This is a genomic window from Ruegeria sp. C11, from assembly GCF_056537725.1.
The window spans coordinates 550739-574607 of sequence record NZ_JBQFSB010000001.1; the positions used below are offsets into that span (position 1 = coordinate 550739).

The following is a 23869-nucleotide window of genomic DNA, read 5'->3' on the forward strand; positions in this document are numbered from 1 at the left end:
CGCTAAGCTTCGGACCAGCAAAACACTGGCAAGGGATGCCCGATAATGGCACTGAAATATCTTCACACAATGATCCGCGTGAAAGATCTGGAAAAATCCAAGGCGTTCTTTGAACTTCTCGGGTTGCAGGAAACCCGCAGATACGAAAGCGAAGGCGGCCGTTTCACGCTGCTCTTCATGGCCCCTCCCGGTCAGGAGGACGCTCCGATCGAACTGACCCATAACTGGGACGGTGACGATGCCCTGCCCAGCGACAGCCGCCATTTCGGGCATCTCGCGTATGGTGTGGATAATATCTATGAGATGTGCCAGCACCTGCAGGACAACGGCGTGACGATCAACCGCCCACCACGCGACGGACGCATGGCGTTCGTGCGCTCACCCGACAACATCTCGGTCGAGTTGTTGCAAAACGGCGATGCGCTGGACCCGGCCGAGCCCTGGACCAGCATGGAAAGCACTGGCCACTGGTGATCCGCTGGCTGACAGCACTGGGTCTGGCCCTTCTGGCCAGCCCCCTTAAGGCGGACACCTGCCGTCTGGCCCTCGCTTTGGCCATCGACATCTCGACCTCAGTGGACGCGGCCGAGGATGCACTGCAGCGGCAAGGGCTGGCTGCAGCGCTGGTAGCGCCAGAAGTCACCCGGGCGTTCTTCGCCTCTCCCATGCCGGTCGCTCTGGCGGTTTATGAATGGAGCGGTCGCTCAACCCAACGCGTCATACTGAACTGGACGCTGATCGAGACCGAAGTCGACCTGCTGCTGGCGGCAACAACTGTTCAGCAATCCGTCCGGTCTGACAGCGGATCTGCAACGGCGATGGGCTATGCGCTGGCATTCGGTGCGACGCTGATGCAGCAGGCGCCGCGCTGTTTGTTCCAGACCATTGATCTGTCGGGTGACGGGTCTAACAATGACGGCTACGGACCGGACTCGGCCTATAGGCACTTTCCCTTCGAGAACACGGTGGTCAACGGTTTGGTCATCAATGCCGCCGATTTTGAAGGGGAACTGTTCCTTATCCCGTTCTTTGAAAACAACGTCCTGCACGGCCCCGGTGCTTTTCTTGAGATTGCGCAAGGGTTCGAGGATTTCGAACGCGCCATGCGCCGCAAGCTGGAACGCGAACTCTCTGGGATGGTGATCGGGGCAATCGACGACCGGACAGACGAATGATCCGGGCGCTGCTGGTGCTTCTGTGCCTTGCGGCGCCTCCTTTATCGGCCGAATGCCGTCAGGCGCTGGCATTGGGCATGGACGTCTCGGGCTCGGTTGACAGTAGCGAATACCGTCTGCAACGGGGTGGGCTAGCAAACGCGCTGCGGCGGCCGGATGTCAGAGAGGCCTTTCTCGCCCAACCCACAGCCCCGGTCCGGCTGGCCATCTTTGAATGGAGCGAACCCGGCCATCAAAGAATGCTGCAAGACTGGATCGATGTGAGGGATGAAAGCACCCTCGACGCTATTGCCGGAACCCTCGATAACATGACCCGCTCGCCCGCACCGCCCGGTACCGCTGTCGGGTCGGTGATGCAGTTCGGGGCGTCCTTGCTGGCCCGCCAGCAGGCATGCTGGAAGCGCACTCTGGATCTGTCCGGCGACGGCAAACACAACATTGGCCCCCATCCACGCGCCGCAAAGGCCGCTTTGCAAAACTCCGGCATCACCATCAACGGGCTGGTCATCGGTGCCGATGACCCCGTTGCCGGGGACAAACGCTATGTTCAGATCGGTGAGCTTTCCGCCTATTACAACGCCTGGGTCATTCTTGGACCGGACGCGTTCGTCGAAACCGCCCTTGGCTTTGCCGCGTTCGAAGACGCCATGGCCCGAAAGCTTAAGAAAGAGCTACAAAGCCTTGTTTTGTCGCACACCTTCACAGTCGGACAACCGACGCTAACATCCTCTCAATAGATATAGCGGATCTGATCGGTCCAGTACCGTTCCACACGCCTCAGCGCACTGGTAATGTCCTCGACCCCGTCGGCACCCAATACCCCTCTGGCCTGCAAACCGTCCGCGTGGCGCGAGAACAGCTCGGCCACGATGTCGCGAATTTCACGCCCCTTCGGCGTCAGCCGAACCCGCACTGAACGGCGGTCGATCTCACACCGCTGATGGTGCATATAGCCCATTTCAACCAGCTTCTTCAGGTTATAGCTGACGTTACTGCCCTGATAGTAGCCCCGGCTTTTCAGCTCACCGGCGGTCACCTCATGATCGCCGATGTTGAACAGCAGCAAGGCCTGCACCGCGTTGATTTCAAGCACGCCAACCCGCTCGAACTCATCCTTGATGACATCCAGAAGCAGCCTGTGAAGCCGCTCGACAAGGGCCAAAGCCTCAAGATACCCGGTCATGAAACCCCTGGTTGCGGGCACGGCAACCTGCATTTCCATACTCATCCGATCCTCCGATTCACTCGCGCTGTGTCCTGCACGATGAACCGAATTCCCGAAAAATAGGTTAAGCCGGGTTTTGATCTATTTTTGAAACGTTTGCGCGATATCCGCGACCAGATCGGTGTAAGGCGCGGGCGGCGCGACCTGCCCCGTCACCCACTGATACAGGTCCTGATCGTTCTCGTGCAGCAGGGCGTCATAAACTTCCAGCCCCGCATCATCCATCGCCGCAAGGTTACGGTCGGCATATGCGGACAGGATCAGATCCATCTCCTTGATCCCCCGACGCATCGACCGCATCTTCATGCGCCTGATCCGGGTGTCGCGCGTCTCGGTCACTATGCCTGCTCCATCATCTGACGCAGTTTCTTTTCCAGTCTGGCTGCGCGTTCGATACTTGCGCGCATCTCACCACGGATGGCCCGCAACTCTGCGGCAATCGACGCCATGTCCGCTGCCTCTTCGCTCAGCTCATCGGGCGCAACCATCCCCTCGCCCTCGCCGGTCAGCAGCCACTTGATCGAAACGTTTAGCATACCGGCCATCATCGACAGCCTGTTCGCGCGCGGTTCGGACAGATCATTTTCCCATGCGGTGATGGTGGCCTTTTTGACACCCAGACGCCGCGCCAATTGTGCCTGGTTCATACCTGCCGCGTCACGCGCTCCGGCAAGGCGATCCCCAAAGGTGGCTGCGTCCGGTCCATACCAGTCTTCATTCTCACTCATGGGGTCTCCAATTCCGTCTTTTCATAGCGCTTGATCGTCATTCGGGCGCACCCTATGACAGACAGGCTGAACATACAAACCGAGGCCCCCATGAACTTCCTGTCTGCGACATTGTCCCGCGTCAAACCATCGCCCACGATTGCAATGACGGCAAAAGCGGCAGAGCTGAAGGCAGCGGGCCGCGACGTGATTGGCCTCAGCGCGGGCGAGCCCGATTTCGATACACCGCAGAACATCAAGGACGCCGCAGTCGCCGCGATTGCAGCGGGAAAGACCAAATACACCGCCCCCGATGGTATCCCGGAACTAAAGCAGGCGGTGTGCGCCAAGATGAAGCGTGACCACGGGCTGGACTACACACCAGCGCAGGTTTCCGTGGGCACGGGCGGCAAGCAGACGCTGTATAATGCGCTGATGGCCACCCTGAATAACGGGGATGAGGTGATCATTCCCGCCCCCTATTGGGTCAGCTATCCGGATATGGTCCTGCTGGCGGGTGGCACACCGGTCATTGTCGAAACAAGCCTGAACAACAGCTTCAAGCTGACCGCGCAGCAGCTTGAGGATGCAATTACACCCAACACAAAGTGGTTCATCTTCAACTCGCCCTCGAACCCAACCGGCGCGGGTTACAGCGGCGATGAGCTGAAGGCGCTGACCGATGTCCTGCTGCGCCATCCCCATGTCTGGGTCATGACCGACGACATGTATGAACATCTGGCCTATGACGGGTTCGAATTCTGCACCCCCGCGCAGGTGGAACCGCAGCTTTATGACCGCACGCTCACCTGCAATGGCGTCTCCAAGGCCTATGCCATGACCGGCTGGCGCATTGGCTATGCCGCTGGTCCGGTCGAACTGATCGCCGCCATGCGCAAGGTTCAGTCTCAGTCGACGTCCAACCCCTGCTCCGTCAGCCAGTGGGCTGCGGTCGAGGCGCTGAACGGCACACAGGCGTTTCTGGCCCCCAACAACGAAACCTTCAAACGCCGCCGCGATCTGGTCGTGTCGATGCTGAGCGAGGTTGACGGCATCACGTGCCCCACTCCCGAAGGCGCCTTTTATGTCTATCCCTCCATCGCCGGGCTGATCGGCAAGACGACCCCGGCTGGCACTGTGATCGACAGCGACGAAGCATTCGCAACCGCGCTGCTGGAAGAGGCCGACGTGGCAGTTGTTTTCGGGGCGGCCTTTGGCCTGTCGCCGAACTTCCGGGTCAGCTATGCAACCTCGGACGAGGCGCTGACCACGGCCTGCACCCGAATTCAGCGTTTCTGCGCCGCCCTGACCTGATCGGAGGCCAGCGATGTCCGTCAGCTTGCCCGAATACTACTTCCGCACCCGCGAAAACGGCGCTGCCGTGTTCCGCGTGAATACCGAAAACCGCCAGCAGCGGATCGAGATGGAGCAGATCGCCGTCATCAACATCCGCAATGGCGAGGTCAAGCCACAGGGCGGGCGCGAGCTGACGGATCAGGACAAAGCCCGCATCGAAAGCTGGATGGACGACCGCAGGGCCCTGCTGGCGCAGCGGGACATCGACGATATTCACCGCACCGTCGATCACCTCAACCTGACCACCCAATGGGCGCAGTCCAAGGCAACCGAGGCGCAATTGGACGAGGTCACCGACCGCCTGCTGATGGCCATGCACGATTTGCGCTCGGTCCTCGTCAGGAAAATGGCGGATCGTCAGTCAAAGGATTGACCTCGGGCGGCACCTGTTATTCCGCAGGCACGCCCACCTGCTGTACCGATCGCATCCAGAACCGCGCCATCAGCAATACCCCCGCAAAGGCAAGGCCCAGCACAAGGCCCAGCCAGATGCCGATCCCTTCCATGTCCTGCACGAAGCCAAAGTAGTAAGAGGCCGGGATGCCCACGACCCAATAGCTTAGCGCGGCCATCACCATGGGGATCTTCGCGTCCTGCAATCCGCGCAACAGTCCCAGCGCGATCACCTGCGCGCCATCCACCAGCTGGAACAGCGCCGCCATCGCCAGCAGACCACTGCCAATCGCCAGAATCTGCGGGCGCTGCGGATTGTCCGGCTCCATGAACAGCGAAATTAACGGCTCGGCACAGGTCAGAAACAGGATGATCGTCAGGATCGACACGATCAGAGACATCGCAGTCACCGTAATCGCACCCTTCTCAAGATGGGCCCGATCCCTGCGGCCCAGCGCGTTGCCCGCCCTGATCGTGGCAGCATTCGACAGCCCCAGATGCACCATGAACGTCGCCGAGGCCAGATTCAGCGCAATACCATGCGCCGCCAGCGGAACCTGTCCGATCCAACCCATCATGACGGCGGATGTTGCGAACAGCGACACCTCGGCCAGCAAGGTCAACCCGATGGGAACACCCAGCCGCAGGACGCGGAACCACATCTCCCAATCGGGGCGCCAGAACCGCTGGAACAGGCTGTGTTCCGGCAATACGCGCACCGCGTAAACCACGACGGCCACCAGCGATACGGCCTGCGTCACGACCGACGCGATGGCGGCCCCCATGACGCCAAGCTCGGGCGCACCCCAGTTGCCAAAAATGAGGGCATAGTTCGTCACCCCGTTGACCAGCGCCGCCGCCACGGTGATCCAAAGAACGATCTGCGTCCGCTCCAGCGCGGCCAGATAGGATTTCAGCACCATCACCAGCAAGGCCGGGAACAATCCCCACCCCGCGACCCGCAGATATTCGGACGCCATCGCGGCGGTCTGCGGCTCCTGTTTCAGGGCGATCAGGATCGGGTAAGACCACCACAGCAAGGGCATTGTCAGTGCCCCGTAAAGCAGGGACAACCACAACCCCATACGCGTCGACCGGCGAATGCTGGTTTCATCCTCCTCGGCCGCTGCAGTCGCCACCATCGGCATGACGGCCAGGCCAAATCCGCCACCGAACAGGAACAGGACAAAGAAATAGCTGCTGGCCAGCGTCACAGCCGCCAGCGCCTCGACCCCGTACCAGCCCAGCATGACCGTATCGGTCAGGCCGATGGCAAACTGCGCCAGATGCCCGCCGATCAGTGGCAGGCCCAATACCGCAATTGCGCGGACATGGCCGCCATATGTCATCACCTTGCTCATTCGACCACGCTTAGAAATGCCCGCCGAATTTCGCAAGGGGTATGCAAGATATTTCAATCCGAGACTCTGGCGCTAAACTGACCGAACCAGCAGGAGCCCGCCGATGTCCGACCCTTTCGCCCGCCTCATTCCCGATGCCCGCTCTTTTCTGGCGCAGCTTGCTGCAAACAACACCCGCGCGTGGTTCACCGAGCACAAGGCGCAGTACGAGGCGGACCTCAAAACCCCCGCGACCCTGCTGATGGAGCAATTCGCACACCAGATCGGACAGGGAACCGGAACAAAGCTGTTCCGCCCGCAGCGGGACGTGCGCTTTTCCAAAGACAAAACACCCTATCACACCCATCTTCACATGCTCTGGTCCCTGCCCGGTGATGGTGCGTTGAAGGTTGGGTTTTTCTTCGGAATTTCACAGGATTATGTCTCGGTGGGCGGCGGCGCGATGAGTTTCGACAAAGCCGCACTGACCGCGTGGCGAAAGGCGGCAGCCTCGGACACAGGCGCCGAACTGGCCGCCCTGCTGGATCAATACAGGTCGCAGGGGTACCGGATCGACGAACCGGAACTCAAACGCGTCCCGGCGCCGTTCGACAAGGATCACCCGCAGGGCGCCCTGTTGCGCCGAAAATCCATAACCGTCTGGCAGGATATGCCTCAGTCTTCATTTTCGGCACCGCAGGCAGCCCTCAGTGATACTTATCAGGCCCTCAGCCCCCTGTTGCGCCTTCTGACAACCGGAATATGACCGATCAGCCTGCGCGCGTATCCGGATGCAACGCGGTGCCCAGAATATGCTCGGACTGATGAATGACATGATGCGCCTGACCCACGATCAGCGGATCGGGCTCACCAACCAAGTCGTGGTCTTTTCCCGGATACTCCAACGTTGACAGGAAATGACGCATACAGTTCAGCCGCGCTCGTTTCTTGTCATTCGATTTGACCACTGTCCACGGCGCGTCGGCTGTATCCGTGTAAAAGAACATCGCCTCCTTCGCCTCGGTATAATCGTCCCATTTATCCAGACTGGCCTTGTCGATCGGTGACAGTTTCCACTGCTTCAGCGGATCGGTTTCACGGCTTTTGAACCGGCGCAACTGTTCTTCGCGGGTGACCGAGAACCAGTATTTGTACAACCTGATCCCAGACCGCACCAGCATCCGCTCCAGATCCGGCGTCTGGCGCATGAACTCGAGATACTCGTTGGGGGAACAGAAACCCATCACTCGTTCGACCCCTGCGCGGTTGTACCAGGACCGGTCGTAGAACACCATTTCCCCGACCGTCGGCAGTTCCTGCACGTAGCGCTGGTAATACCACTGCCCCTTCTCTTCCCAGGTCGGCTTGTTCAGCGCGACGACACGGGCCTGACGCGGATTGAGATGTTCCATGAACCGCTTGATCGTTCCGCCCTTGCCAGCGGCATCGCGCCCTTCGAACAACAGCACAAACCGCTCGCCGGTTTCTTGCGCCCACAATTGAACCTTCAGCAACTCAGCCTGCAATTTCGCCTTTTCGATCTCATAGGACCGGCGTGCCATTTTCCGGGGGTACGGATACCTGCCACTTTCGAAAGCCTGCCGGATTTTCTCCGGGCTGGGCTCGGACACGTGCGGCTTGTCAACCGGCACTACCTTGATTTCCTCCGGCTTCTGTTCGTTTTGGGCCACGGCGTCCATAAATTCTCTCCTCGGGTTCACTGTCCGGCCAAAGCCTATCAGCCCCGGAATGACCCTGCGTTGACTGGTGTCAAAAAAGCTTCACAAACACCGGAAAAATCAAAATGCTGTGGTCATGCCACCAGAATTGATGGGCACCCCGAAGGAGGGCGGAATGTTAACGGAAACCACGGACCTGAACGGCCAGCCCTTTTTCCTGAGAAAATGGGGCGATCCCGGCCTTCCAACACTGCTCATGCTGCACGGCTTTCCGGAATACGGCGGCGCCTGGGTCGATCTCGCCCCGCATCTCGCGCAGAACTTCCACTGTATCGCCCCGGACCAGCGAGGATACGGTCAAAGCTGGGCGCCGCAAGGTACCGAAAACTATGTCCTGTCCGAACTGGTTTCAGACATGGCCGCCCTGATCGAACAACTGGGCGCGCCGGTTACCGTGCTCGGCCATGACTGGGGCGCATCCGTCGCCTATGGCCTTGCCATGTTCCGCCCCGAGCTGGTCAGCCGCCTGATCATCGCCAACGGCGTCCACCCCGTACCGTTTCAGCGCGCCATGGCCGCGGGAGGTTCGCAATCCGCAGCGTCCCAGTACATCAACCAGCTGAGGGCCGAAGACTCCGCCGACTGGCTGGCAGCCAACAACTTCGAAAAGCTTGAACAATTCTTCCGCCACGGCATGGGAGTGGACTGGATGTCCGATAACCGGATGGAGAGTTATCGCACGGAATGGGCACGTCCGGGCCGCCTGAACGCGATGCTGAACTGGTACCGCGCCTCGCCCCTTATAGTGGCCGAGCCGGGCAAACCGCGAACCGATCTGCCCAAGCTGCCGCTCGACCGGCTCAACGTGACCTGTCCGCACCTGCTGCTCTGGGGACCGGATGACATGGCCCTCCTGCCCGAAGCAACCGAAGGCCTCGAAGACTTCGCAGCCGACCTGACGCGCATCCCGATCCCCGGCACGGATCACTGGCTGCACCACCAAAAACCTCAGACGGTCGCTGCTGAAATTCTGAACTGGATACAGCCACGCTGATCCGCTTCTTCATCTGGCCGAAAATACTCCGGAGAGAGCGAGAGGCAGCGCCTCTCGCTCCTGTCCTCACCGATGTCCCCAATCCTCGGGGTTGTCCGAATTGTTCGGCGACAGGCCCAGAACATCGCCCTTGGTCGAACATCCAAGCCCCAGAACGGTCCTGTTCGCATACGAGAAATACGAGCTGACCTGATTGATCTCCAAAATCTCGCCGTCGTCCCAACCCGCGCGCCGCAGGGTTTCGACGTCATTTTCCGTCAGCGCCGCCGGATCCTCGGTCAGTATCTGCGCATACCGCATCGCCGCGATCTGCGCCCCGTCCAGCGGCGCAGCATCGGGATCGCGCGCCTCGATCGCGGCCCGGATCGCATTTCCCCGCTCGGCATCTCCCAACAGCCGTTGCAAACCCTGAAAATGATGTTCAACGCAATAGGCGCATTTGTTCAGCGAGCTGACCCAGACACCAAGCGTTTCCAGAAACCACTTCGGAATCTTGTTTCCGGTGTGGTGCAGCACGTTCTTGTACAGCGCCATATGGCCTTCCATCGAATGCGGCCGTAGCGAATGCGCCATCATGATGTTGTCTACATTGTTGTCCGGGCCGGTCACCCGCTCATACAATTTCTTCAGCTTGCCCGTCGCCTCTTCAAACGGCACTGTCCTGATCCAGCTCATGCGGTACCTGTCTTTCCTCTCGATTGAACGTCAGGCGCAGCCTAGTAACAATTCGAACCGGTTACGAGGCAAACTTCCAGCGATGACGCAACGAGGTGAAGCAGTAGGCAATGAACGGCAGGTCCGAGCCCTTAGCAGACATAATGCGCCCAAAGTTTCAGGGCTGGAAGCAGGATGTGTTAAACTCAGATATCCGCCGCCAAGCGGTATCTTCGGTCAGTCAAAATCAGTGCACCTGATGAAGAGGACGGAAAATGAGAGAACCAGTATCCAGTCACTATGGTCACGGCAGCAGTTTGATTGACAAGATTGCAAACAGTTTGAGGGATTGCGGTATAGATCTGACTGAACTGTGTGCCGCTGACTTTGAACCAATTGACGAGTTTCATTTTCGAGGCAGAGAGGCGACCTTGCAGTTAGTAGAGCAATTGAATCTGACACCGGACGCAAAAGTCATTGATATCGGCAGCGGTTTAGGCGGCGTGGCCAGAACGATTGCCGAAGAAACTGAGGCCAGCGTTGTTGGCGTTGATCTGACTCAAGAGTTTTGTGATGCAGCCAACGCCATTTCTAAGTGGTTCGACCTCAGTCAAAAAACCAAGTTCCTTCAGGGCGATGCAACAAACCTTCCATTTCCAGACAATTTCTTTGATGGCGCGGTCACAGTCCATGTCGCCATGAATATCCCGGACAAGACGGCAGTCTATAAAGAGGCGCATCGTGTCCTCAAATCGGGAGCGCGATTGGTCATCTATGACATAGTTCAAGGCGATGGCGGTAGCGTTTCGTATCCGACTCCTTGGGCAATGGAGCCCTCTATTAGCCATCTCGCAACTCCAAGACAAATGACCAGTTATCTTTTGGATGCGGGTTTCAAAATCTTGAGCGAGGAAGACTCAACAGCTGAAAGCTACACTTGGCTTTTTGAAAGAACTACACAGCCTAAGCCCGACAAATCGCTGCCAGTAACAACTCAAGTTCTGTTCGGAGACACCGCCAAAGAAATGGTGAAAAATCAACTTTTGGGCCTCGATGAGCGGCGTATTTTAACTTACCGCTTCATCTGCGAAACCTAACGCTGATTGCGAATGGAAGCTTTGTCCGCACAGCAGGCCTCCACCCCACTACTCACTCTCAAATCGCCACAACACCTCGCGCCCCTCTTCCCCCGGCACACATCACCTGCCATAATGGGCCAAACCCAAAAACAAGAGCAGCACCTATGCCCGACGACCTGTTGACGCCCAGCGCCTCCACCACCTACGACGCCTCCTCGATCGAGGTGCTCGAAGGGCTGGAACCCGTGCGCAAACGCCCCGGTATGTATATCGGCGGCACGGACGAGCGTGCGCTGCACCATATGGTCGCCGAAATCCTCGACAACTCGATGGACGAGGCCGTCGCTGGCCACGCCAACCGGATCGAGGTCGAGCTGCACGCAGATTACGCCCTGACCGTGCGCGACAACGGGCGGGGCATCCCGATCGACCCACACCCCAAATTCCCGGACAAATCGGCGCTTGAGGTGATCCTGTGCACCCTGCACGCAGGCGGCAAATTCTCAGGAAAAGCATACCAGACCTCGGGCGGTCTGCACGGCGTGGGCGCGTCAGTGGTCAACGCCCTGTCGGATTCGATGGTCGTACAGGTGGCGCGTGACAAGCAGCTGTTCGAACAGCGGTTCTCGCGCGGTATCCCCCTTGGCCCGGTCGAAAAGGTCGGCGCGGCACCCAACCGGCGCGGCACCACCGTCACCTTCCACGCGGATGCGGACATCTTTGGCCATCACAAGTTCAAACCGGCCCGCCTGTTCAAATCCATCCGCTCCAAGGCCTACCTGTTCTCGGGCGTGGAAATCCGCTGGAAATCCGCCATCGACGACGGCGAGACGCCCACCGAGGCCTCCTTTCACTTCCCCGGCGGCCTGTCGGACTACCTGAAGGAGACGATGAACGGCTCCTCCACCTACGCCGAGCAACCCTTTGCCGGCACCGTGGACTTTCAGGAGAAATTCAACACCCCCGGCAAGGTCGAATGGGCAATCAACTGGACGCCGTCGCGCGACGGGTTCATCCAGTCCTACTGTAACACCGTCCCCACGCCCGAAGGTGGCACCCATGTTGCGGGCTTCTGGGCCGCGATCCTCAAGGGAATCAAGGCGTACGGAGAGCTGATCAACAACAAGAAGGCCGCGCAGATCACCCGCGAGGACCTGATAACGGGGGGCTGCGCGCTGGTCTCGTGTTTCATCCGCGAGCCCGAATTCGTCGGTCAGACCAAGGACCGCCTCGCCACGGTCGAGGCACAGCGGCTGGTCGAAAACGCCGTCCGTGACCATTTCGACAACTGGCTGGCCGCCGACACCAAATCCGCCGGGGCCATCCTCGACTTCCTGATTCTGCGGTCCGAAGAACGCCTGCGCCGCCGTCAGGAAAAAGAGACCGCCCGCAAATCCGCCACCAAGAAACTGCGCCTGCCCGGCAAGCTGGTGGACTGCTCCGCCACCAACCGCGACGGCACCGAGCTGTTCATTGTCGAGGGCGACTCGGCCGGTGGCTCGGCCAAGATGGGCCGCGACCGCAAGACACAGGCCCTGCTGCCCCTGCGCGGCAAGATTCTGAACGTGCTGGGCGCGGCCAGCTCGAAACTAGGCACCAATGCCGAAATCAACGACCTGACGCAGGCGCTGGGTGTTGGCCTTGGCACCAAGTTCAACGTCGACGATCTGCGCTATGACAAGGTCATCATCATGACCGACGCGGATGTGGACGGGGCGCATATCGCCTCGCTACTGATGACGTTCTTCTTTACCCAGATGCGCCCGATGATCGACGCAGGCCACCTGTACCTCGCCTGCCCACCCCTTTACCGCCTGACCCAAGGCGCCAAGCGCGTCTATTGCCTGGACGAGGCCGAGCGCGACGAGTGGCTTGAAAAAGGTCTGGGCGGCAAGGGCAAGATCGACGTATCCCGCTTCAAGGGTCTGGGCGAGATGGACGCCAAGGACCTGAAAGAGACCACGATGGACCCCGCGTCCCGGAAATTGATCCGGGTCACTATCGACGAGGACGAACCCGGCGAAACCGGCGATCTGGTCGAGCGCCTGATGGGCAAAAAACCCGAACTGCGGTTCCAGTATATTCAGGAGAACGCGCGGTTTGTGGAGGAGTTGGATGTTTGAGGGTGGAAGCTCAAGGGCGCTTAGTTAATCGTCTTCCAATTTTATTGGGCGTCCTAACGTGTTCCAGACAACCATTTCATCAAGGCGCTCTTGAGTAGGAAGTTGTGTAGCTTCCTCTTCGGTGTGGCCTTCGTTGATTTTCTTTTCAACCATCCACCCTTGAAAATCGTAGTATTCATTCTCTAAAGCTGTTGGGCCGGGTAGAGCACACCCTGCCTCCACTCGGAAAAAGTCTCTCAAGCATTTGATTACTTTTCTGAAGTCTTTTTTGTGGTACGCTACATCAGTGCCTGCCAAATCCGACAAGCAACGCTTTAGCTCATAGGGCTTGTCTTCAAATATAATAAAACGTTTATCGGCAGTTTCAGGATCGGGGGCTTTACGGCGCCCCATATCTAGTCCCAATTCAAACGGCATATTCATCCTGAAAGATTCGCCAGCGTCCTTAGCAATCGCCAGACTCAAATCATGAATGGAATATTTGCAGTTTCCAATTATCTCGAGAATCTTGTCTAGTCGGTTTTCGCCTGCTTCCAGACGCTCAGAAGCAAGACGGGGCTTTAATCCAGCCCTCACGACACAAAACAACATTGCTTCTAATATGGGAGCGAAATCTTCATCAAATGGGCAATTGATAAAAACCGAGTTCTCGTAGTCTTCCAATTCTAACCTTTCGGCGGATAGGGGTCTTTGCCGTAGGTACTTCTTTCGCGAATTCTACCGTCACGCCCGTGTACGTAAACTTCGCCGCCGTCCCTCTTGGCTCGCTCTTTGGCTATTGTCTCGGCTTCCTTTTGCGTCGAAACAACTCTAGACGCACGCGAAGCTCCAGCTGCACGAACGGCCCATTTGCCGTTGCGTGGAGTTACATGCAGTCCTTTTTGAGCCATCTGAATCTCCATCGGAAGGTAGTTTTAGGATATGCTCTAATGTCTTAGCATTCAATGATCAGGTTTCACTTCTGAGTTGAAATTATGTGAATATGTCATGGAAGCGAATACCAGGGAAACATTTGACCTCGTCGTTTCGATGAGATGGGTAAGCGCATGCATGATACTTCGCATCATGCACTGGGAGGATAACGCGGGACACCTCGCCGCTCCGAAGGCCGGGCTTCAGCCCGGCACCCGCTAACCCCCTTGCCTAACCCGCTGATCCCGTTCACACTTCCCCTCAATCTGTCACCCAAGAACGACATTTGAGGTTCCGAGCGTCCAAGACCCAATTTCAACGAACACGTGATTTCGAACGGGAGGACGACATGAAAACACTGACCCTCGGGCTGGCTCTGACCTTTCTGGCCACCCAAGCCCCCGCACAGCAGATGCTCAGCACCGCATCCCCCATTCCGGACGGCGCGGAAACGCGGTTTTGCTATTACGACGGCATGGCCTATTCTCAGGATGCCTTCATCCTGCTGGTCGGCGACAATACCGTGACCTCGACCACCCGAACGCGCGAGGAACGGCTGTTGCGCTGCACGCGCAAGGACGACGGCACCCTGCACTGGAAACCGCAAAGTACCTTTCAGGTCAGCAAATAAGACGCCCGGGCAGGTATTTTACCCTACCTTTTCGTCCAGCCAGCCTGCGATCTGGCTGGCGACCGTCTGCCATCCCGGTTCCATGAACAGGAAATGCGCGTGGCCTTCGGCCAGCAGGAATGTCCCGCGTTCTCCGTACATTTCGGCCAATGCGCGGCAGGTGTTGGGGTTCACCGCCCGATCCTCGGCGCCCGAGACCACCAGAACCGGGCAGTCGACCTTGTCCATATCGACCTTCATCGCGTGGTGGTCGTCGAACATCCAAAAGAACATCTCGAACATCGCCCGCCCGCTTTCCGCACCCAGTTGGTCAAAGACCTCATGCTGCTGTGCCTCGGGCATCTTGTTCAGCGCAAAGGGGGCCATCAGGTCGAACTCTACCCGCATCGGCTGTTTCCAGAACGCCCCGGCCTCCATCAGCGCGCGCGGCACCGCGCGTTCGTCGTCGGTTTCCGGCAACGTCCCCCACGGCGCGTTGGGATTGATCAGAACGATGGCGCTGGCCAGCCCGCGTGCCGCCACCTGCTGCGCCACCACCCCGGCGATGGCATGGCCAAGCAGCACCGGCTTGCTGTCCAGCTCTTCGACAAACGCCGCAATGTCATTGGCATAGTCCATCACGCTGGTATCGGTCAGCCCCGGATCAGGTTCCGCCTTTGGGTCGCCCCCGTGATAGCGCAGCGCGGGCGTGTGCACCGTCCAGCCCCGATCGCGAAAGAAGTCCGCGTAACCTTCCATGCACCACGGACCGGCAAAGGCACCGTGGATCAGAACAATCTCTCTGGTCATCAAATGCTCCCTCATCTCCCACCCTCAGTATGGGATCGAAAAAAGGCGCGCGGCAAGCCGGACGGGCTTGTACAAACCTGACAATCCCACCCCAGGGGCATGTACAAAACGGAAGAAACACCCCCGCCCTACATCTTCGTGAACCCGGTTGCCTGATTGCCCGCACCCCGTAAACTTCCCCCATGACGTTCATAACCGAAAACCAGTTACCCCTGCTGATCCTGTTCTTTCTGATCGGATCGGTCGGTACCGCATTTCTGTTTCGCAAACCTGCCGGTCACCGGGCATGGAAACTGGCCGATCTGGTCTGGGTTGTTCTCGGCGGAATCGGCGCGCTGGTGGCGGTGCTGGCAGGGCTTTATACCTCGGACAGTTCGCGGCTGGACCGGCAGATCGACGTGGCCTATGCCGCCACTCTGGCCTTTGACCGTGACGCCGCGCGGTTCCGTCTGCGGTTCTGTGACCCCGCCTATGATACTGATATTTCAGTATTATGTGAGAAGGTCGAGTTCCTGTCGGCCTCAACCGCAAGCAACGCTGAGCTGCCATTGTTCATCGCGGTGACCAATGAAGTGGCCCCACTGCAAGGCCTGCGTTTCCTGTTCGGCGGTCAGGCCAGAGACGAAATGGACGAGGTGCGCAACATGGCGGCCAAGGCAGATGCGTTTGATATTGAGCAGTTTCTGGTCTTCACCTCGGTGGACGAGGCCACCCAGACGGCAATCGACAATATGCGGCGAAAAGTTCCAACAATTGCAGGTGATTACGTAATTTTGGCGCAAAGTTACGATGATCTGATCGAGCAGGTTGGAAAACTGAAAGACGAATGGGAGTACCTTCAGGCCAACGCGCATATCCTAGTGTTGCAGATTATCGCACTATGTCTTGTCAGCTTTGCCGCACCGTTCCGACTGGGCAAATCCATCATCGAACTGCGCGCCAGCCTCAGCGCCGATACGACTGCGCCAGCCTCTCAGGATCTGCCCCCAGAAGATATCGCGTCAGAGTATACAGATTCCGTGCCCCACGCCGAAACCAGCCTGAGCGAACATAGCGCTCCGCGCTCGTAACCGCACGAGCAGGCAAGAGTGTGACGCCTGACAGGGCTCGGACAAGTGCCACATCTTCCATTAGCGGTTGATCCGGATAACCGCCTGCTGCCTCATATTGGCGGCGTGTCATCAGCAACCCCTGATCCCCGTAAGGCATTGAAAACAATCGGCTACGCCAGTTGGCCCAACCTGACACAAATACCGGCCAGAACCCCTTGGCACGAAAGGCCAGACGGAACGCGGCCGGGGAATCCGAAGTGCTCAAGTGCTCTGCCACAACCTCGCTCCACCCAGATTCGAGCACAGTGTCCGCATGCAGAACAAGCAACCAATCCCCACTTGCCGCCTTGCATCCCTTCAGCAGTTGGCCGCCCCGGGACGGTGCCCCGGCAACCACATGCGCACCGGCTTCTTCGGCGATGTCTAGGGTATGATCCGTTGACCCGCCATCGGTAATCACCAGCTCTCGGATCAAGCCAGCCTGAAGCCCTTCCATCAGGGCCTCCAGCGTCGGCATCAGGTCGTCACCGGCATTCAGTGTTGGAATCACGATGCTGATCGGTGCGGGCACGTCTGATAACCTCTGGTCATGGCTGCGCGATCTCCTATATCACGGGGTCCGAGGAAATGACGAGGACCATCCCATGCCCACCCGCCGCATTCTGCGCCTGTCCGGCAAGGACACGGACACCTTTTTGCAGGGTCTGATCACCAACGACGTGCAGCGGCTGGATCAAGGCCTTGTCTATGCCGCGTTGCTGACACCGCAAGGCAAATATCTGGCGGATTTCTTTCTGAGGCGGGATGGCAGCTCGGTTTTGTTGGATGTTGACGAAAGCATTGCCGACGGGCTGATCAAACGGCTTGGGATGTACAAATTACGGGCCGATGTGATGATCGAACCGACGGATTTGAACGTCCAGCGGGGAACCGGACCGGTACCTGAGGGCGCTTTTCTTGACCCAAGACATCCGGATATGGGGTGGCGCGCATACTCCTCCGATCCCGAAAGCGATGACGGAAGCGACTGGGATTCGATCCGGGTGGCGCATTGCATCCCTGAGACCGGCATCGAACTGACCTCCGACAGCTATATTCTGGAATCCGGGTTTGAAACGCTGAACGGCGTGGATTTCAAAAAGGGATGTTACGTCGGGCAGGAAGTTACAGCGCGGATGAAGCACAAGACAGAACTGCGCAAGGGGCTTCGGACCGTCTCGATTCAGGGTCATGCTCCCTTGGGGACCGAGATCACATCCGATGGAAAACCGGCCGGCACTTTATTTACACAATCCGGTGACAGGGCAATCGCCTACCTACGCATGGATCGCGCTAAGGGAGAGATGCGCGCGGGCGATACGATTGTTCGCCTGCCCGAATGATCTGACATTCATGTGGCCAATGCGGCACGACTGACCGACGCTTGCTGGCATCTATTTGAACTTGGTGGCGACCGGGTTCAAACTCCGCTCAGATTTCTGACCGGGTTAGGTACATGTTAAAGCTCTACGCAGCCATCTGGCGGGCCAGTTCCGGCCGCCAGATCATTCTGATCCTGCTTTCGCTGGCGATTGCCGCCCTTGCGGCGGTCCCCCTGGAATTTCAGCGGGACATCATCAACCATCTGACAGCGCAGGATATCGAAAAAGACAAAATCCTGTTCCTCGGATCAGGGATGATGGGAGTGATCCTGCTGAGCCTCGCCCTTAAATGGCTACTGGGCTATCGCTCCGGAACGTTGGGAGAAGATATCATTCGGCTGATCCGCCAGCGCCTGTACGTCCGCGCGGCTGATGTAGGGGAAACTGGCGAAGACGTTCGCCACGGCACGATGAGCACCGCCATTTCCGCCGAAGCAGAAGAGCTGGGCAAATTCGCAGGCGGTGCATTTTCCGATCCCGTTGTGCAAATCGGGACCCTTATCAGCGTCATCGGCTACATCTCGTCCACGCAGCCGGGGCTGGGCCTCATAGCGATCTCGATGATCCTGCCGCAAATTGCGATTGTCCTTATTTCCCAAAGGAAAGTGAACATTTTCGTGGCTGAGCGTGTACGCATCCTGCGCGCGTCGACCGACAACATGACCGTCGAAGACCTCGACAAGGTTGCGCAGGAAATCAATGAACGATTTGACGCGATCTATGAAACCCGCCGCAAGATGTTCATTTGGAAACTGTCCGCCAAATTCCTGCTGAGTGCGATCAACGGCGCCGGCACGGTGGGCATTCTTGTTCTGGGGGGATGGCTGGTCATGAACGGCAAAACCGATGTCGGAACGGTTGTCGCCGCCACAAGCGGGCTGACCCGTATTCAGGGGCCGACCTCATTCCTGATCGCGTTCTACCGACAGGTCAGTGCCAACCGCATTAAGTATGATCTGTTGCTGGAACTGTTCGGAAGCCATCCGGAACGTTATCGTCACATCCGGGTCAGAAAGTAGTCTCTGTCAGGAAAACGGGCTGCGCCGATGTCGACACAGCCCGCCTGGCAATGCTTGCAAATAGACGATGACGCGACGTTATGCGCGTTCGGAATATTCCATGGATTCGGTGTTCACGACGATCATTTCATCCTGCCCGATGAACGGCGGCACCATGACCTTGACACCATTATCCAGAACCGCAGGCTTGAATGAGTTGGCAGCGGTCTGCCCTTTGACCACCGGCTCTGTCTCGACAATCTTGCAGGTCACCTTTTGTGGCAGTGCGGCATTCAGTGCTTCGTTTTCGTAGAACTCCACAACAATCGTCATGCCGTCCTGAAGGAAGGGACGGCGATCGCCCAGCAGCTCTGCAGGCAATTCGATCTGCTCATATGTTTCGGAATCCATAAACACCAGCATACCGTCGGATTCGTACAGGAATTGCTGATCTTTTTGCTCAAGACGAACCCGCTCGACCTTGTCGGCGGAACGGAAGCGTTCGTTCAATTTCGAACCATTACGCAGGTTGCGCAGTTCGACCTGGGCAAATGCCCCACCCTTGCCGGGTTTCACGTGATCGACCTTTACCGCGGCCCACAGCCCGTCGTTATGCTCCAGAACATTACCGGGGCGAATTTCGTTCCCATTGATCTTGGGCATAGCTTAAATCCTTCACACATGGTTGATGCGGCAGTTGCGCTCCCTATATCTGGCGTGAGCGGCCCTTGCAAGACAACGACACCTAGTGCTGCAGTTGCAGAAAGCCATGCAAATGACGCAACGCAACTATGCATAATAAGTGTATCCGAATCGCGCCTAATAGGTCATAAGGACCGCCACGCCGAAAATTGCAAGAGCAAGAAAAACAAGGAAGACGAGATGAGAGATTTCGTTGACGGCACCGCCTTTAACAACGAGCAGGGAAACCGTGCTCGCAAGCTGTTCGCGGCTGTTGTATTGGCAGCGCTGGATGATGCCATTGCCGATGACAAGAAATATGGCAACGGACCGGAACAAATAGCCCGCTGGGCACGGTCGCGCGATGGGCGCGAAGTGTTGACCTGCGCGGGGATCGACCCGAACGAACGCGTTGTGAGCGGCCTGATGGATTTTGTTGGCCGCGGTGTGCGGACATCGGTCGCGCTGTCGCGTGAAGAAAGTGAACGGCGCAATGCCGCACAGCAGGCTGAAGCGGCTTAACACCACTTCAACCTTATAAAAAAGGCGCGCTCGCATCAGCGGCGCGCTTTTTTGTTTCCTGCATCAGACTGTTCGTCGGTTTCGGTCGGCAATCGGACCTTTCCGGACTTTCCTCCGACTGCGAATTCAGGTCATCTGCGCAGGAACGCAGGAGGTCGCCATGGTTCGCGCCATCATGATTCAGGGAACCGGCAGCAACGTCGGAAAATCGGTGATCGTAGCTGGTCTGGCGCGCGCTTTCACACGGCGCGGCCTGCGTGTGGCACCGTTCAAGCCGCAGAACATGTCCAATAACGCTGCCGTCACTGAAGATGGTGGTGAGATCGGTCGCGCTCAGGCGCTGCAGGCAAGGGCCGCAAACAGATCCCCGCACACGGATATGAACCCGATTCTGCTGAAACCCGAAACGGATACCGGAGCGCAGATCATCGTTCAGGGCCGTCGCGCTGGCACGATGAAGGCCGGGGATTACCGCAAGGACAAATCCAAACTGCTGGGCGCCGCCCTGGAAAGCTTTGGCCGCCTGTGCGCCGATGCCGATCTAGTGCTGATCGAAGGTGCGGGAAGCCCTGCCGAAACCAACCTTCGGCAAGGTGACATCGCCAACATGGGATTCGCCTGCAAGGCTGGCGTCCCGGTGGTTCTTGTCGGCGACATCCATCGTGGTGGCGTGATTGCACAGATCGTGGGCACACAGGCAGTTCTGGATGCGCAGGATCGGGCAATGATCCGGGGCTTTGCCATCAACCGATTCAAAGGTGATGTAAGCCTGTTTGACGAAGGCCGCGACGAGATTTCCGCCCGTACCGGCTGGCCCTGTCTTGGGGTGGTTCCGTGGTTTCACGACGCATGGAGGCTGCCTGCCGAAGATATGATGGACATCCGTTCACATGATGGTGGCGGCTGCAAAATCGCCGTACCTCAGCTTGAGCGGATGGCGAATTTTGATGACCTTGACCCCCTGTCCTGCGAGCCCGGCGTCAGCGTCGAAATCGTTCCCGCGGGCCGCGCCCTGCCCGGCGACGCCGATTTGATCCTGTTGCCCGGCAGCAAGTCGACAATCGGTGATCTAAAATATTTCCGCGCTCAGGGCTGGGACGTCGATCTATACGCCCATGTTCGCCGTGGAGGTCATGTATTGGGGCTGTGCGGTGGTTATCAGATGCTTGGCAAAACCATTTCAGACCCGGAAGGCGTCGATGGTCGCCCGGGGGACGTGGAAGGGTTGGGATTGCTTGATGTTCACACGGTTATGGCTGGTGAAAAGAGCGTCCGATTGACCACCGCAAAGGCCCTGCCAAACGGCGAACCCGTCAGCGGGTATGAGATACACATGGGCCGCACTGACGGCCCGGATTGCTCACGCGCCTGGTTGGAAGTTGAGGGACGGTCCGAAGGCGCTGTCAGCAGCGATGGCCGCATTCGTGGCAGCTATTTGCATGGAATGTTCTCTTCCGACCAATTCCGGGCAAGTTACCTTGCCGGTTTGGGCGTAAAGTCAGAGTCTGCCTATGAGGACGGAGTGGAAGAGACACTGAATGCACTGGCAGATCATCTGGAAAAGCACATGAACCTGGACCAGCTGCTGTCGTTGTCTGGCCACGTCAATTTGACTTGATCGTTATTCGAGCTCTTTTGCCGCCAAGGCGCGAAGTATCTCGCGGCGGACAAGCTTGCGGACGTTTCGTGTGATCCGCTCACCCAATACACCCTGCAATTCCTCGCGGACGACTTCCGACACCAAGGCACGCAGCGCGTTTTCGTCCAAAGCCCCCTTGCCCTCGTCTGACCCGGCATTGTTGTTGCTGGTTTCAGGGGTGTCGCCACTCGGTTCAAATCTTCTGCGGGAAAACATCACGCGTTCGTCGGGCGTGGATACTTCATCTGCCGTTTCGCCTGCGCCGTCGGCATCATCATACTTGTCCTTTTCCGACTCGGCATTTTCATGGTCCTTCGCTGATGCCTCTGGACGGGTCCACATCATGGGCCGAATGCGCGTTCCAGAATATGCATCGTCGCTTTCGCCGTCGGGTTCCCACTGATCCTCGGTCTGCGCGATCGCTGCCTCCAAAGCTTCGATCTTTGCACTCAGGCTATCGGCAAGGTCCTCACGAACGGGATTGTCACCGGCCCCTCGCATCTGAGTGTCTTCCGGCTGAGGGGTTTTAGCTTCGTCGGCAAGGGACGGATCAGCCGCGTGGACCTCATCTTTTACGATGTCGGACGGGCGTAGCAACATCGGCTGACCTGCCTCCGAGTCCAACGAACCCTGCTCGGACGGCTCCGGCGCCGAAGACGCATCCAGTTCATCCTGCGACAGAATCAGCAGTTCATCATCTTCGTCTATGATCGCCGGACCAGTAACACGCAGCGCCTCGGTCAAAACCAGCCGACCTGGTTTGCGTTTGGCTGACTGCAACGACTCAAACGACTCCGAAAGCCCCTCTTCGCTGACCAACCGTTTGACCGAGGACAGAACGTCCTCGATCTCTGCTTTTGCGACGCTATCTGACATTGTTCTCTACCGCTCTAACCCTCGGGCTCAAGTGTAGCCAATCAAATGCCAGCTCACAACAGGTAGCGATCACCGTCAGTCCCGACGCAACGCTTTGAGCACGCGATCCAGGTCGCGGCTTTGCCGGCTGACCTTCGCCGGAGCCTTCTTTACCAGATTGTAGTAAAGCGTCGGGTCATAGATCTGCACTGCAAGACCCAACCGCTCGGCGGTCAACAATCCTTGCGATTGCAGCAACTGATAAGCTGCCAGCGAACGCTCGGTCCTTGCCGAAACTTCCGAGAGTTGCGCGTCCAGCAAATCCTGCTGAGCTGTCAGCACGTCCAGTGTGGTCCGCGCACCCAACGTCGCCTCTTCGCGAATACCGTCAAAGGCAACCTGCGACGCGCGAACGCGTTCGGTCGATGCCGTCAGGCTGGCTGTCGCGGTTTCAAACCGGACGTAAGCGTCGGTTACACCCTGGGTGATGTCCTTTTGAACATTCAGCAAATTCGCCCGCGAGGCATCCCGGCTTGCCATTGCGCGGCGCACATTCGCGGCCAGTCGACCACCGGCATAAATCGGCTGACGGAAGGTGAAGGCCACCCCTGCGTCATTCTGGTAGTCATCGTTGTCGAAGTCTTCGCTGATCCCGGCATCTGCCTCTAAACGCACATTCGGCCCAAGACCGGCACGCTGTTGTTCAACGACAAGATCCAAGGCTCGAACCTGATGTTGTGCCGAAAGAATCGCAGGGTGATTTCGCTGCGCCAGACTTACAGCTTCGGACAGCGAGCGCGGCAAATTCGGCAGGCTTGGCTGCCCGGCGGTCCGTCCCGGCTGTTTGCCAACGGCGTTCACATACTCGGCCCGCGCAGTGTCGAGATCACCGTTCGCATCCGCAAGCTCTGAGCGGGCACTTGCCAACTGAGCCTCGGATAGGGCCACGTCAGTACGTGTCACTTCGCCAACTTCAAAGCGGTCCTGAGTCGCCCTCAGTTCCTCACTCGAGAGATTTACGTCGTTTTCCTGAATCCCGACGGTTTCTTCCTGAAGCAGAACGCCCAGATAAGCTATTGCCGCCCGGAACAGAACCTGTTGTTCGATATCGATCAGGGATTGACGCGTCGAAAGCACGGTTTCCTGTGCCGACTGTTTGCCCAGAATGGATGCACCACCGTCGTAGATCAGTTGGCTCAGCGTAAGTCCGGTGAAAAATCGTGACGGTTCCGTCGTGACGACGACCCCGCTGGTGCGTGTTCGAGTATAATCCCGGTTGACCCTTGCGGTCCAGTCGATGATCGGGCGCAGCGCCGAAAGCGCGATCGCCACATCTTCGTCGGCGGCCCGCAACAATGCCCTGTTCTGCTCTAACAGCCCGCTCGTGTTATAGGCGCCAATGAACGCGTCCGTGAGATTATCGGCCGATGCCTGCTTTATCGGAGCTATGGTCAATGCCAGCCCCGCCGCGAACACGAAAGCCTTGACGGCTTTTCTTCCTGTCGCTCTGCGCATTTGTTGTTCCTCTCAAATCAAAAAAACCTGCCCAACAGGCAGTTTGCGCCTTTGACTTGAACTAATCAA

The 23869-nt window shown here is 58.2% G+C and carries 27 protein-coding genes and 1 pseudogene; 15 read left to right on the forward strand and 13 right to left on the reverse strand.

The features are described 5' to 3' along the window. Positions 1-45: 45 nt before the first annotated feature. Genes ACR0NA_RS02790 through ACR0NA_RS02800 form a run of 3 tightly spaced genes read left to right on the forward strand, consistent with a single transcriptional unit; the run spans position 46 to position 1912 of the window. On the forward strand, positions 46-474 hold the full coding sequence (locus ACR0NA_RS02790; RefSeq protein WP_480725834.1) for a VOC family protein: 429 nt from the start codon (positions 46-48) through the stop codon (positions 472-474). Beyond that, positions 471-1175, forward strand: a complete 705-nt coding sequence (locus tag ACR0NA_RS02795) for a DUF1194 domain-containing protein (RefSeq protein WP_480725835.1) — start codon at positions 471-473, stop codon at positions 1173-1175. The genes ACR0NA_RS02790 and ACR0NA_RS02795 overlap by 4 nt, the downstream gene beginning before the upstream one ends. Next, on the forward strand, positions 1172-1912 hold the full coding sequence (locus ACR0NA_RS02800; RefSeq protein ID WP_480725836.1) for a DUF1194 domain-containing protein: 741 nt from the start codon (positions 1172-1174) through the stop codon (positions 1910-1912). The genes ACR0NA_RS02795 and ACR0NA_RS02800 overlap by 4 nt, the downstream gene beginning before the upstream one ends. On the opposite strand, the gene ACR0NA_RS02805 is transcribed toward ACR0NA_RS02800, so the two are convergent. The 3 genes from ACR0NA_RS02805 to ACR0NA_RS02815 form a co-directional block, all read right to left on the reverse strand. Beyond that, the gene (locus ACR0NA_RS02805; protein WP_480450063.1) at positions 1906-2403 is read right to left on the reverse strand and encodes a MarR family winged helix-turn-helix transcriptional regulator; all 498 of its coding nucleotides are present in this window, start codon (positions 2401-2403) and stop codon (positions 1906-1908) included. The genes ACR0NA_RS02800 and ACR0NA_RS02805 overlap by 7 nt on opposite strands. Positions 2404-2481: 78 nt before the next feature. Continuing rightward, positions 2482-2739, reverse strand: coding sequence for an FAD assembly factor SdhE (locus ACR0NA_RS02810; protein ID WP_480725837.1), 258 nt, complete (start codon positions 2737-2739; stop codon positions 2482-2484). Next, positions 2739-3128, reverse strand: a complete 390-nt coding sequence (locus tag ACR0NA_RS02815; RefSeq protein ID WP_480725838.1) for a helix-turn-helix domain-containing protein — start codon at positions 3126-3128, stop codon at positions 2739-2741. The genes ACR0NA_RS02810 and ACR0NA_RS02815 overlap by 1 nt, the downstream gene beginning before the upstream one ends. Positions 3129-3218: 90 nt before the next feature. On the opposite strand from ACR0NA_RS02815, the gene ACR0NA_RS02820 reads away from it, so the two are divergent. Together ACR0NA_RS02820 and ACR0NA_RS02825 are read left to right on the forward strand one after the other, a co-directional pair. Continuing rightward, complete coding sequence (locus ACR0NA_RS02820) at positions 3219-4421, forward strand: pyridoxal phosphate-dependent aminotransferase (protein WP_480726000.1); 1203 nt, start codon at positions 3219-3221, stop codon at positions 4419-4421. 13 nt (positions 4422-4434) lie between these two features. Continuing rightward, the gene (locus ACR0NA_RS02825) at positions 4435-4836 is read left to right on the forward strand and encodes a hypothetical protein (protein ID WP_480450066.1); all 402 of its coding nucleotides are present in this window, start codon (positions 4435-4437) and stop codon (positions 4834-4836) included. A 16-nt stretch (positions 4837-4852) separates the two neighbouring features. On the opposite strand, the gene ACR0NA_RS02830 is transcribed toward ACR0NA_RS02825, so the two are convergent. Then, a complete protein-coding gene (locus ACR0NA_RS02830) occupies positions 4853-6217 on the reverse strand; it encodes an MATE family efflux transporter (protein ID WP_480725839.1) in 1365 nt (454 codons plus the stop codon). 103 nt (positions 6218-6320) lie between these two features. Here ACR0NA_RS02830 and ACR0NA_RS02835 point away from each other — a divergent pair, with 103 nt between their 5' ends. Beyond that, positions 6321-6962: a TIGR02453 family protein gene (locus ACR0NA_RS02835; RefSeq protein ID WP_480725840.1), complete on the forward strand. Its 642-nt coding sequence runs from the start codon at positions 6321-6323 to the stop codon at positions 6960-6962. Positions 6963-6966: 4 nt separating this feature from the next. On the opposite strand, the gene ppk2 is transcribed toward ACR0NA_RS02835, so the two are convergent. Then, on the reverse strand, positions 6967-7896 hold the full coding sequence (ppk2, locus tag ACR0NA_RS02840; RefSeq protein ID WP_480725841.1) for a polyphosphate kinase 2: 930 nt from the start codon (positions 7894-7896) through the stop codon (positions 6967-6969). Between the two features lie 154 nt (positions 7897-8050). Between ppk2 and ACR0NA_RS02845 the strand changes: the two genes are divergently transcribed. Next, positions 8051-8929, forward strand: a complete 879-nt coding sequence (locus ACR0NA_RS02845) for an alpha/beta fold hydrolase (RefSeq protein WP_480725842.1) — start codon at positions 8051-8053, stop codon at positions 8927-8929. 66 nt (positions 8930-8995) lie between these two features. Here the strand turns inward: ACR0NA_RS02845 and ACR0NA_RS02850 are convergent, their stop codons facing one another. Further along, positions 8996-9604, reverse strand: coding sequence for a carboxymuconolactone decarboxylase family protein (locus ACR0NA_RS02850; RefSeq protein ID WP_480450070.1), 609 nt, complete (start codon positions 9602-9604; stop codon positions 8996-8998). Positions 9605-9858: 254 nt separating this feature from the next. On the opposite strand from ACR0NA_RS02850, the gene ACR0NA_RS02855 reads away from it, so the two are divergent. Further along, positions 9859-10680, forward strand: a complete 822-nt coding sequence (locus ACR0NA_RS02855; RefSeq protein WP_480725843.1) for a class I SAM-dependent methyltransferase — start codon at positions 9859-9861, stop codon at positions 10678-10680. 146 nt (positions 10681-10826) lie between these two features. Beyond that, positions 10827-12785, forward strand: a complete 1959-nt coding sequence (gene parE, locus ACR0NA_RS02860; protein ID WP_480450072.1) for a DNA topoisomerase IV subunit B — start codon at positions 10827-10829, stop codon at positions 12783-12785. A gap of 24 nt (positions 12786-12809) precedes the next feature. On the opposite strand, the gene ACR0NA_RS02865 is transcribed toward parE, so the two are convergent. Beyond that, positions 12810-13448 (reverse strand): hypothetical protein, encoded by a 639-nt coding sequence (locus ACR0NA_RS02865; RefSeq protein WP_480725844.1) that lies wholly within the window; start codon positions 13446-13448, stop codon positions 12810-12812. A 2-nt stretch (positions 13449-13450) separates the two neighbouring features. Further along, on the reverse strand, positions 13451-13687 hold the full coding sequence (locus ACR0NA_RS02870; RefSeq protein WP_480725845.1) for a DUF2188 domain-containing protein: 237 nt from the start codon (positions 13685-13687) through the stop codon (positions 13451-13453). Between the two features lie 359 nt (positions 13688-14046). On the opposite strand from ACR0NA_RS02870, the gene ACR0NA_RS02875 reads away from it, so the two are divergent. Then, a complete protein-coding gene (locus ACR0NA_RS02875; protein WP_480725846.1) occupies positions 14047-14328 on the forward strand; it encodes a hypothetical protein in 282 nt (93 codons plus the stop codon). Positions 14329-14346: 18 nt separating this feature from the next. Here the strand turns inward: ACR0NA_RS02875 and ACR0NA_RS02880 are convergent, their stop codons facing one another. Then, positions 14347-15117: an alpha/beta hydrolase gene (locus tag ACR0NA_RS02880; protein WP_480725847.1), complete on the reverse strand. Its 771-nt coding sequence runs from the start codon at positions 15115-15117 to the stop codon at positions 14347-14349. Between the two features lie 182 nt (positions 15118-15299). Here ACR0NA_RS02880 and ACR0NA_RS02885 point away from each other — a divergent pair. Continuing rightward, a pseudogene (locus ACR0NA_RS02885) lies at positions 15300-16055 on the forward strand (hypothetical protein); the annotation flags it as partial. A gap of 7 nt (positions 16056-16062) precedes the next feature. Here ACR0NA_RS02885 and ACR0NA_RS02890 read toward each other — a convergent pair. Further along, complete coding sequence (locus ACR0NA_RS02890) at positions 16063-16740, reverse strand: TIGR04283 family arsenosugar biosynthesis glycosyltransferase (RefSeq protein WP_480725848.1); 678 nt, start codon at positions 16738-16740, stop codon at positions 16063-16065. 73 nt (positions 16741-16813) lie between these two features. On the opposite strand from ACR0NA_RS02890, the gene ygfZ reads away from it, so the two are divergent. Both ygfZ and ACR0NA_RS02900 read left to right on the forward strand, forming a co-directional pair. Further along, positions 16814-17551, forward strand: a complete 738-nt coding sequence (gene ygfZ, locus ACR0NA_RS02895) for a CAF17-like 4Fe-4S cluster assembly/insertion protein YgfZ (RefSeq protein ID WP_480725849.1) — start codon at positions 16814-16816, stop codon at positions 17549-17551. A gap of 113 nt (positions 17552-17664) precedes the next feature. Next, complete coding sequence (locus ACR0NA_RS02900) at positions 17665-18609, forward strand: ABC transporter transmembrane domain-containing protein (RefSeq protein ID WP_480725850.1); 945 nt, start codon at positions 17665-17667, stop codon at positions 18607-18609. Positions 18610-18687: 78 nt separating this feature from the next. Here ACR0NA_RS02900 and efp read toward each other — a convergent pair whose 3' ends face one another. Further along, positions 18688-19251, reverse strand: coding sequence for an elongation factor P (gene efp / locus ACR0NA_RS02905; protein WP_170651600.1), 564 nt, complete (start codon positions 19249-19251; stop codon positions 18688-18690). Positions 19252-19470: 219 nt separating this feature from the next. Between efp and ACR0NA_RS02910 the strand changes: the two genes are divergently transcribed. Beyond that, positions 19471-19791, forward strand: a complete 321-nt coding sequence (locus ACR0NA_RS02910; RefSeq protein WP_146347248.1) for a DUF6280 family protein — start codon at positions 19471-19473, stop codon at positions 19789-19791. A gap of 160 nt (positions 19792-19951) precedes the next feature. Continuing rightward, entirely contained in the window at positions 19952-21409 is a 1458-nt protein-coding gene (locus tag ACR0NA_RS02915; RefSeq protein ID WP_480725851.1) for a cobyric acid synthase, read from the forward strand. A gap of 3 nt (positions 21410-21412) precedes the next feature. Here ACR0NA_RS02915 and ACR0NA_RS02920 read toward each other — a convergent pair whose 3' ends face one another. After that, positions 21413-22306, reverse strand: a complete 894-nt coding sequence (locus ACR0NA_RS02920; RefSeq protein WP_480725852.1) for a hypothetical protein — start codon at positions 22304-22306, stop codon at positions 21413-21415. A 75-nt stretch (positions 22307-22381) separates the two neighbouring features. Next, positions 22382-23800 (reverse strand): TolC family outer membrane protein, encoded by a 1419-nt coding sequence (locus ACR0NA_RS02925; RefSeq protein WP_480725853.1) that lies wholly within the window; start codon positions 23798-23800, stop codon positions 22382-22384. Positions 23801-23869 lie beyond the last annotated feature (69 nt).

What these genes read in the sequence shown, in the direction of transcription:
- ACR0NA_RS02790 (WP_480725834.1), top strand. Translation starts at nt 46, where the DNA reads ATGGCACTGAAATATCTTCACACAATGATCCGCGTGAAAGATCTGGAA.
- ACR0NA_RS02800 (WP_480725836.1), top strand. Translation starts at nt 1,172, where the DNA reads ATGATCCGGGCGCTGCTGGTGCTTCTGTGCCTTGCGGCGCCTCCTTTA.
- ACR0NA_RS02805 (WP_480450063.1), bottom strand. Translation starts at nt 2,403, where the DNA reads ATGAGTATGGAAATGCAGGTTGCCGTGCCCGCAACCAGGGGTTTCATG.
- ACR0NA_RS02815 (WP_480725838.1), bottom strand. Translation starts at nt 3,128, where the DNA reads ATGAGTGAGAATGAAGACTGGTATGGACCGGACGCAGCCACCTTTGGG.
- ACR0NA_RS02820 (WP_480726000.1), top strand. Translation starts at nt 3,219, where the DNA reads ATGAACTTCCTGTCTGCGACATTGTCCCGCGTCAAACCATCGCCCACG.
- ACR0NA_RS02825 (WP_480450066.1), top strand. Translation starts at nt 4,435, where the DNA reads ATGTCCGTCAGCTTGCCCGAATACTACTTCCGCACCCGCGAAAACGGC.
- ACR0NA_RS02830 (WP_480725839.1), bottom strand. Translation starts at nt 6,217, where the DNA reads ATGAGCAAGGTGATGACATATGGCGGCCATGTCCGCGCAATTGCGGTA.
- ACR0NA_RS02835 (WP_480725840.1), top strand. Translation starts at nt 6,321, where the DNA reads ATGTCCGACCCTTTCGCCCGCCTCATTCCCGATGCCCGCTCTTTTCTG.
- ppk2 (WP_480725841.1), bottom strand. Translation starts at nt 7,896, where the DNA reads ATGGACGCCGTGGCCCAAAACGAACAGAAGCCGGAGGAAATCAAGGTA.
- ACR0NA_RS02845 (WP_480725842.1), top strand. Translation starts at nt 8,051, where the DNA reads ATGTTAACGGAAACCACGGACCTGAACGGCCAGCCCTTTTTCCTGAGA.
- ACR0NA_RS02850 (WP_480450070.1), bottom strand. Translation starts at nt 9,604, where the DNA reads ATGAGCTGGATCAGGACAGTGCCGTTTGAAGAGGCGACGGGCAAGCTG.
- ACR0NA_RS02855 (WP_480725843.1), top strand. Translation starts at nt 9,859, where the DNA reads ATGAGAGAACCAGTATCCAGTCACTATGGTCACGGCAGCAGTTTGATT.
- parE (WP_480450072.1), top strand. Translation starts at nt 10,827, where the DNA reads ATGCCCGACGACCTGTTGACGCCCAGCGCCTCCACCACCTACGACGCC.
- ACR0NA_RS02870 (WP_480725845.1), bottom strand. Translation starts at nt 13,687, where the DNA reads ATGGAGATTCAGATGGCTCAAAAAGGACTGCATGTAACTCCACGCAAC.
- ACR0NA_RS02875 (WP_480725846.1), top strand. Translation starts at nt 14,047, where the DNA reads ATGAAAACACTGACCCTCGGGCTGGCTCTGACCTTTCTGGCCACCCAA.
- ACR0NA_RS02880 (WP_480725847.1), bottom strand. Translation starts at nt 15,117, where the DNA reads ATGACCAGAGAGATTGTTCTGATCCACGGTGCCTTTGCCGGTCCGTGG.
- ygfZ (WP_480725849.1), top strand. Translation starts at nt 16,814, where the DNA reads ATGCCCACCCGCCGCATTCTGCGCCTGTCCGGCAAGGACACGGACACC.
- ACR0NA_RS02900 (WP_480725850.1), top strand. Translation starts at nt 17,665, where the DNA reads ATGTTAAAGCTCTACGCAGCCATCTGGCGGGCCAGTTCCGGCCGCCAG.
- efp (WP_170651600.1), bottom strand. Translation starts at nt 19,251, where the DNA reads ATGCCCAAGATCAATGGGAACGAAATTCGCCCCGGTAATGTTCTGGAG.
- ACR0NA_RS02910 (WP_146347248.1), top strand. Translation starts at nt 19,471, where the DNA reads ATGAGAGATTTCGTTGACGGCACCGCCTTTAACAACGAGCAGGGAAAC.
- ACR0NA_RS02915 (WP_480725851.1), top strand. Translation starts at nt 19,952, where the DNA reads ATGGTTCGCGCCATCATGATTCAGGGAACCGGCAGCAACGTCGGAAAA.
- ACR0NA_RS02920 (WP_480725852.1), bottom strand. Translation starts at nt 22,306, where the DNA reads ATGTCAGATAGCGTCGCAAAAGCAGAGATCGAGGACGTTCTGTCCTCG.
- ACR0NA_RS02925 (WP_480725853.1), bottom strand. Translation starts at nt 23,800, where the DNA reads ATGCGCAGAGCGACAGGAAGAAAAGCCGTCAAGGCTTTCGTGTTCGCG.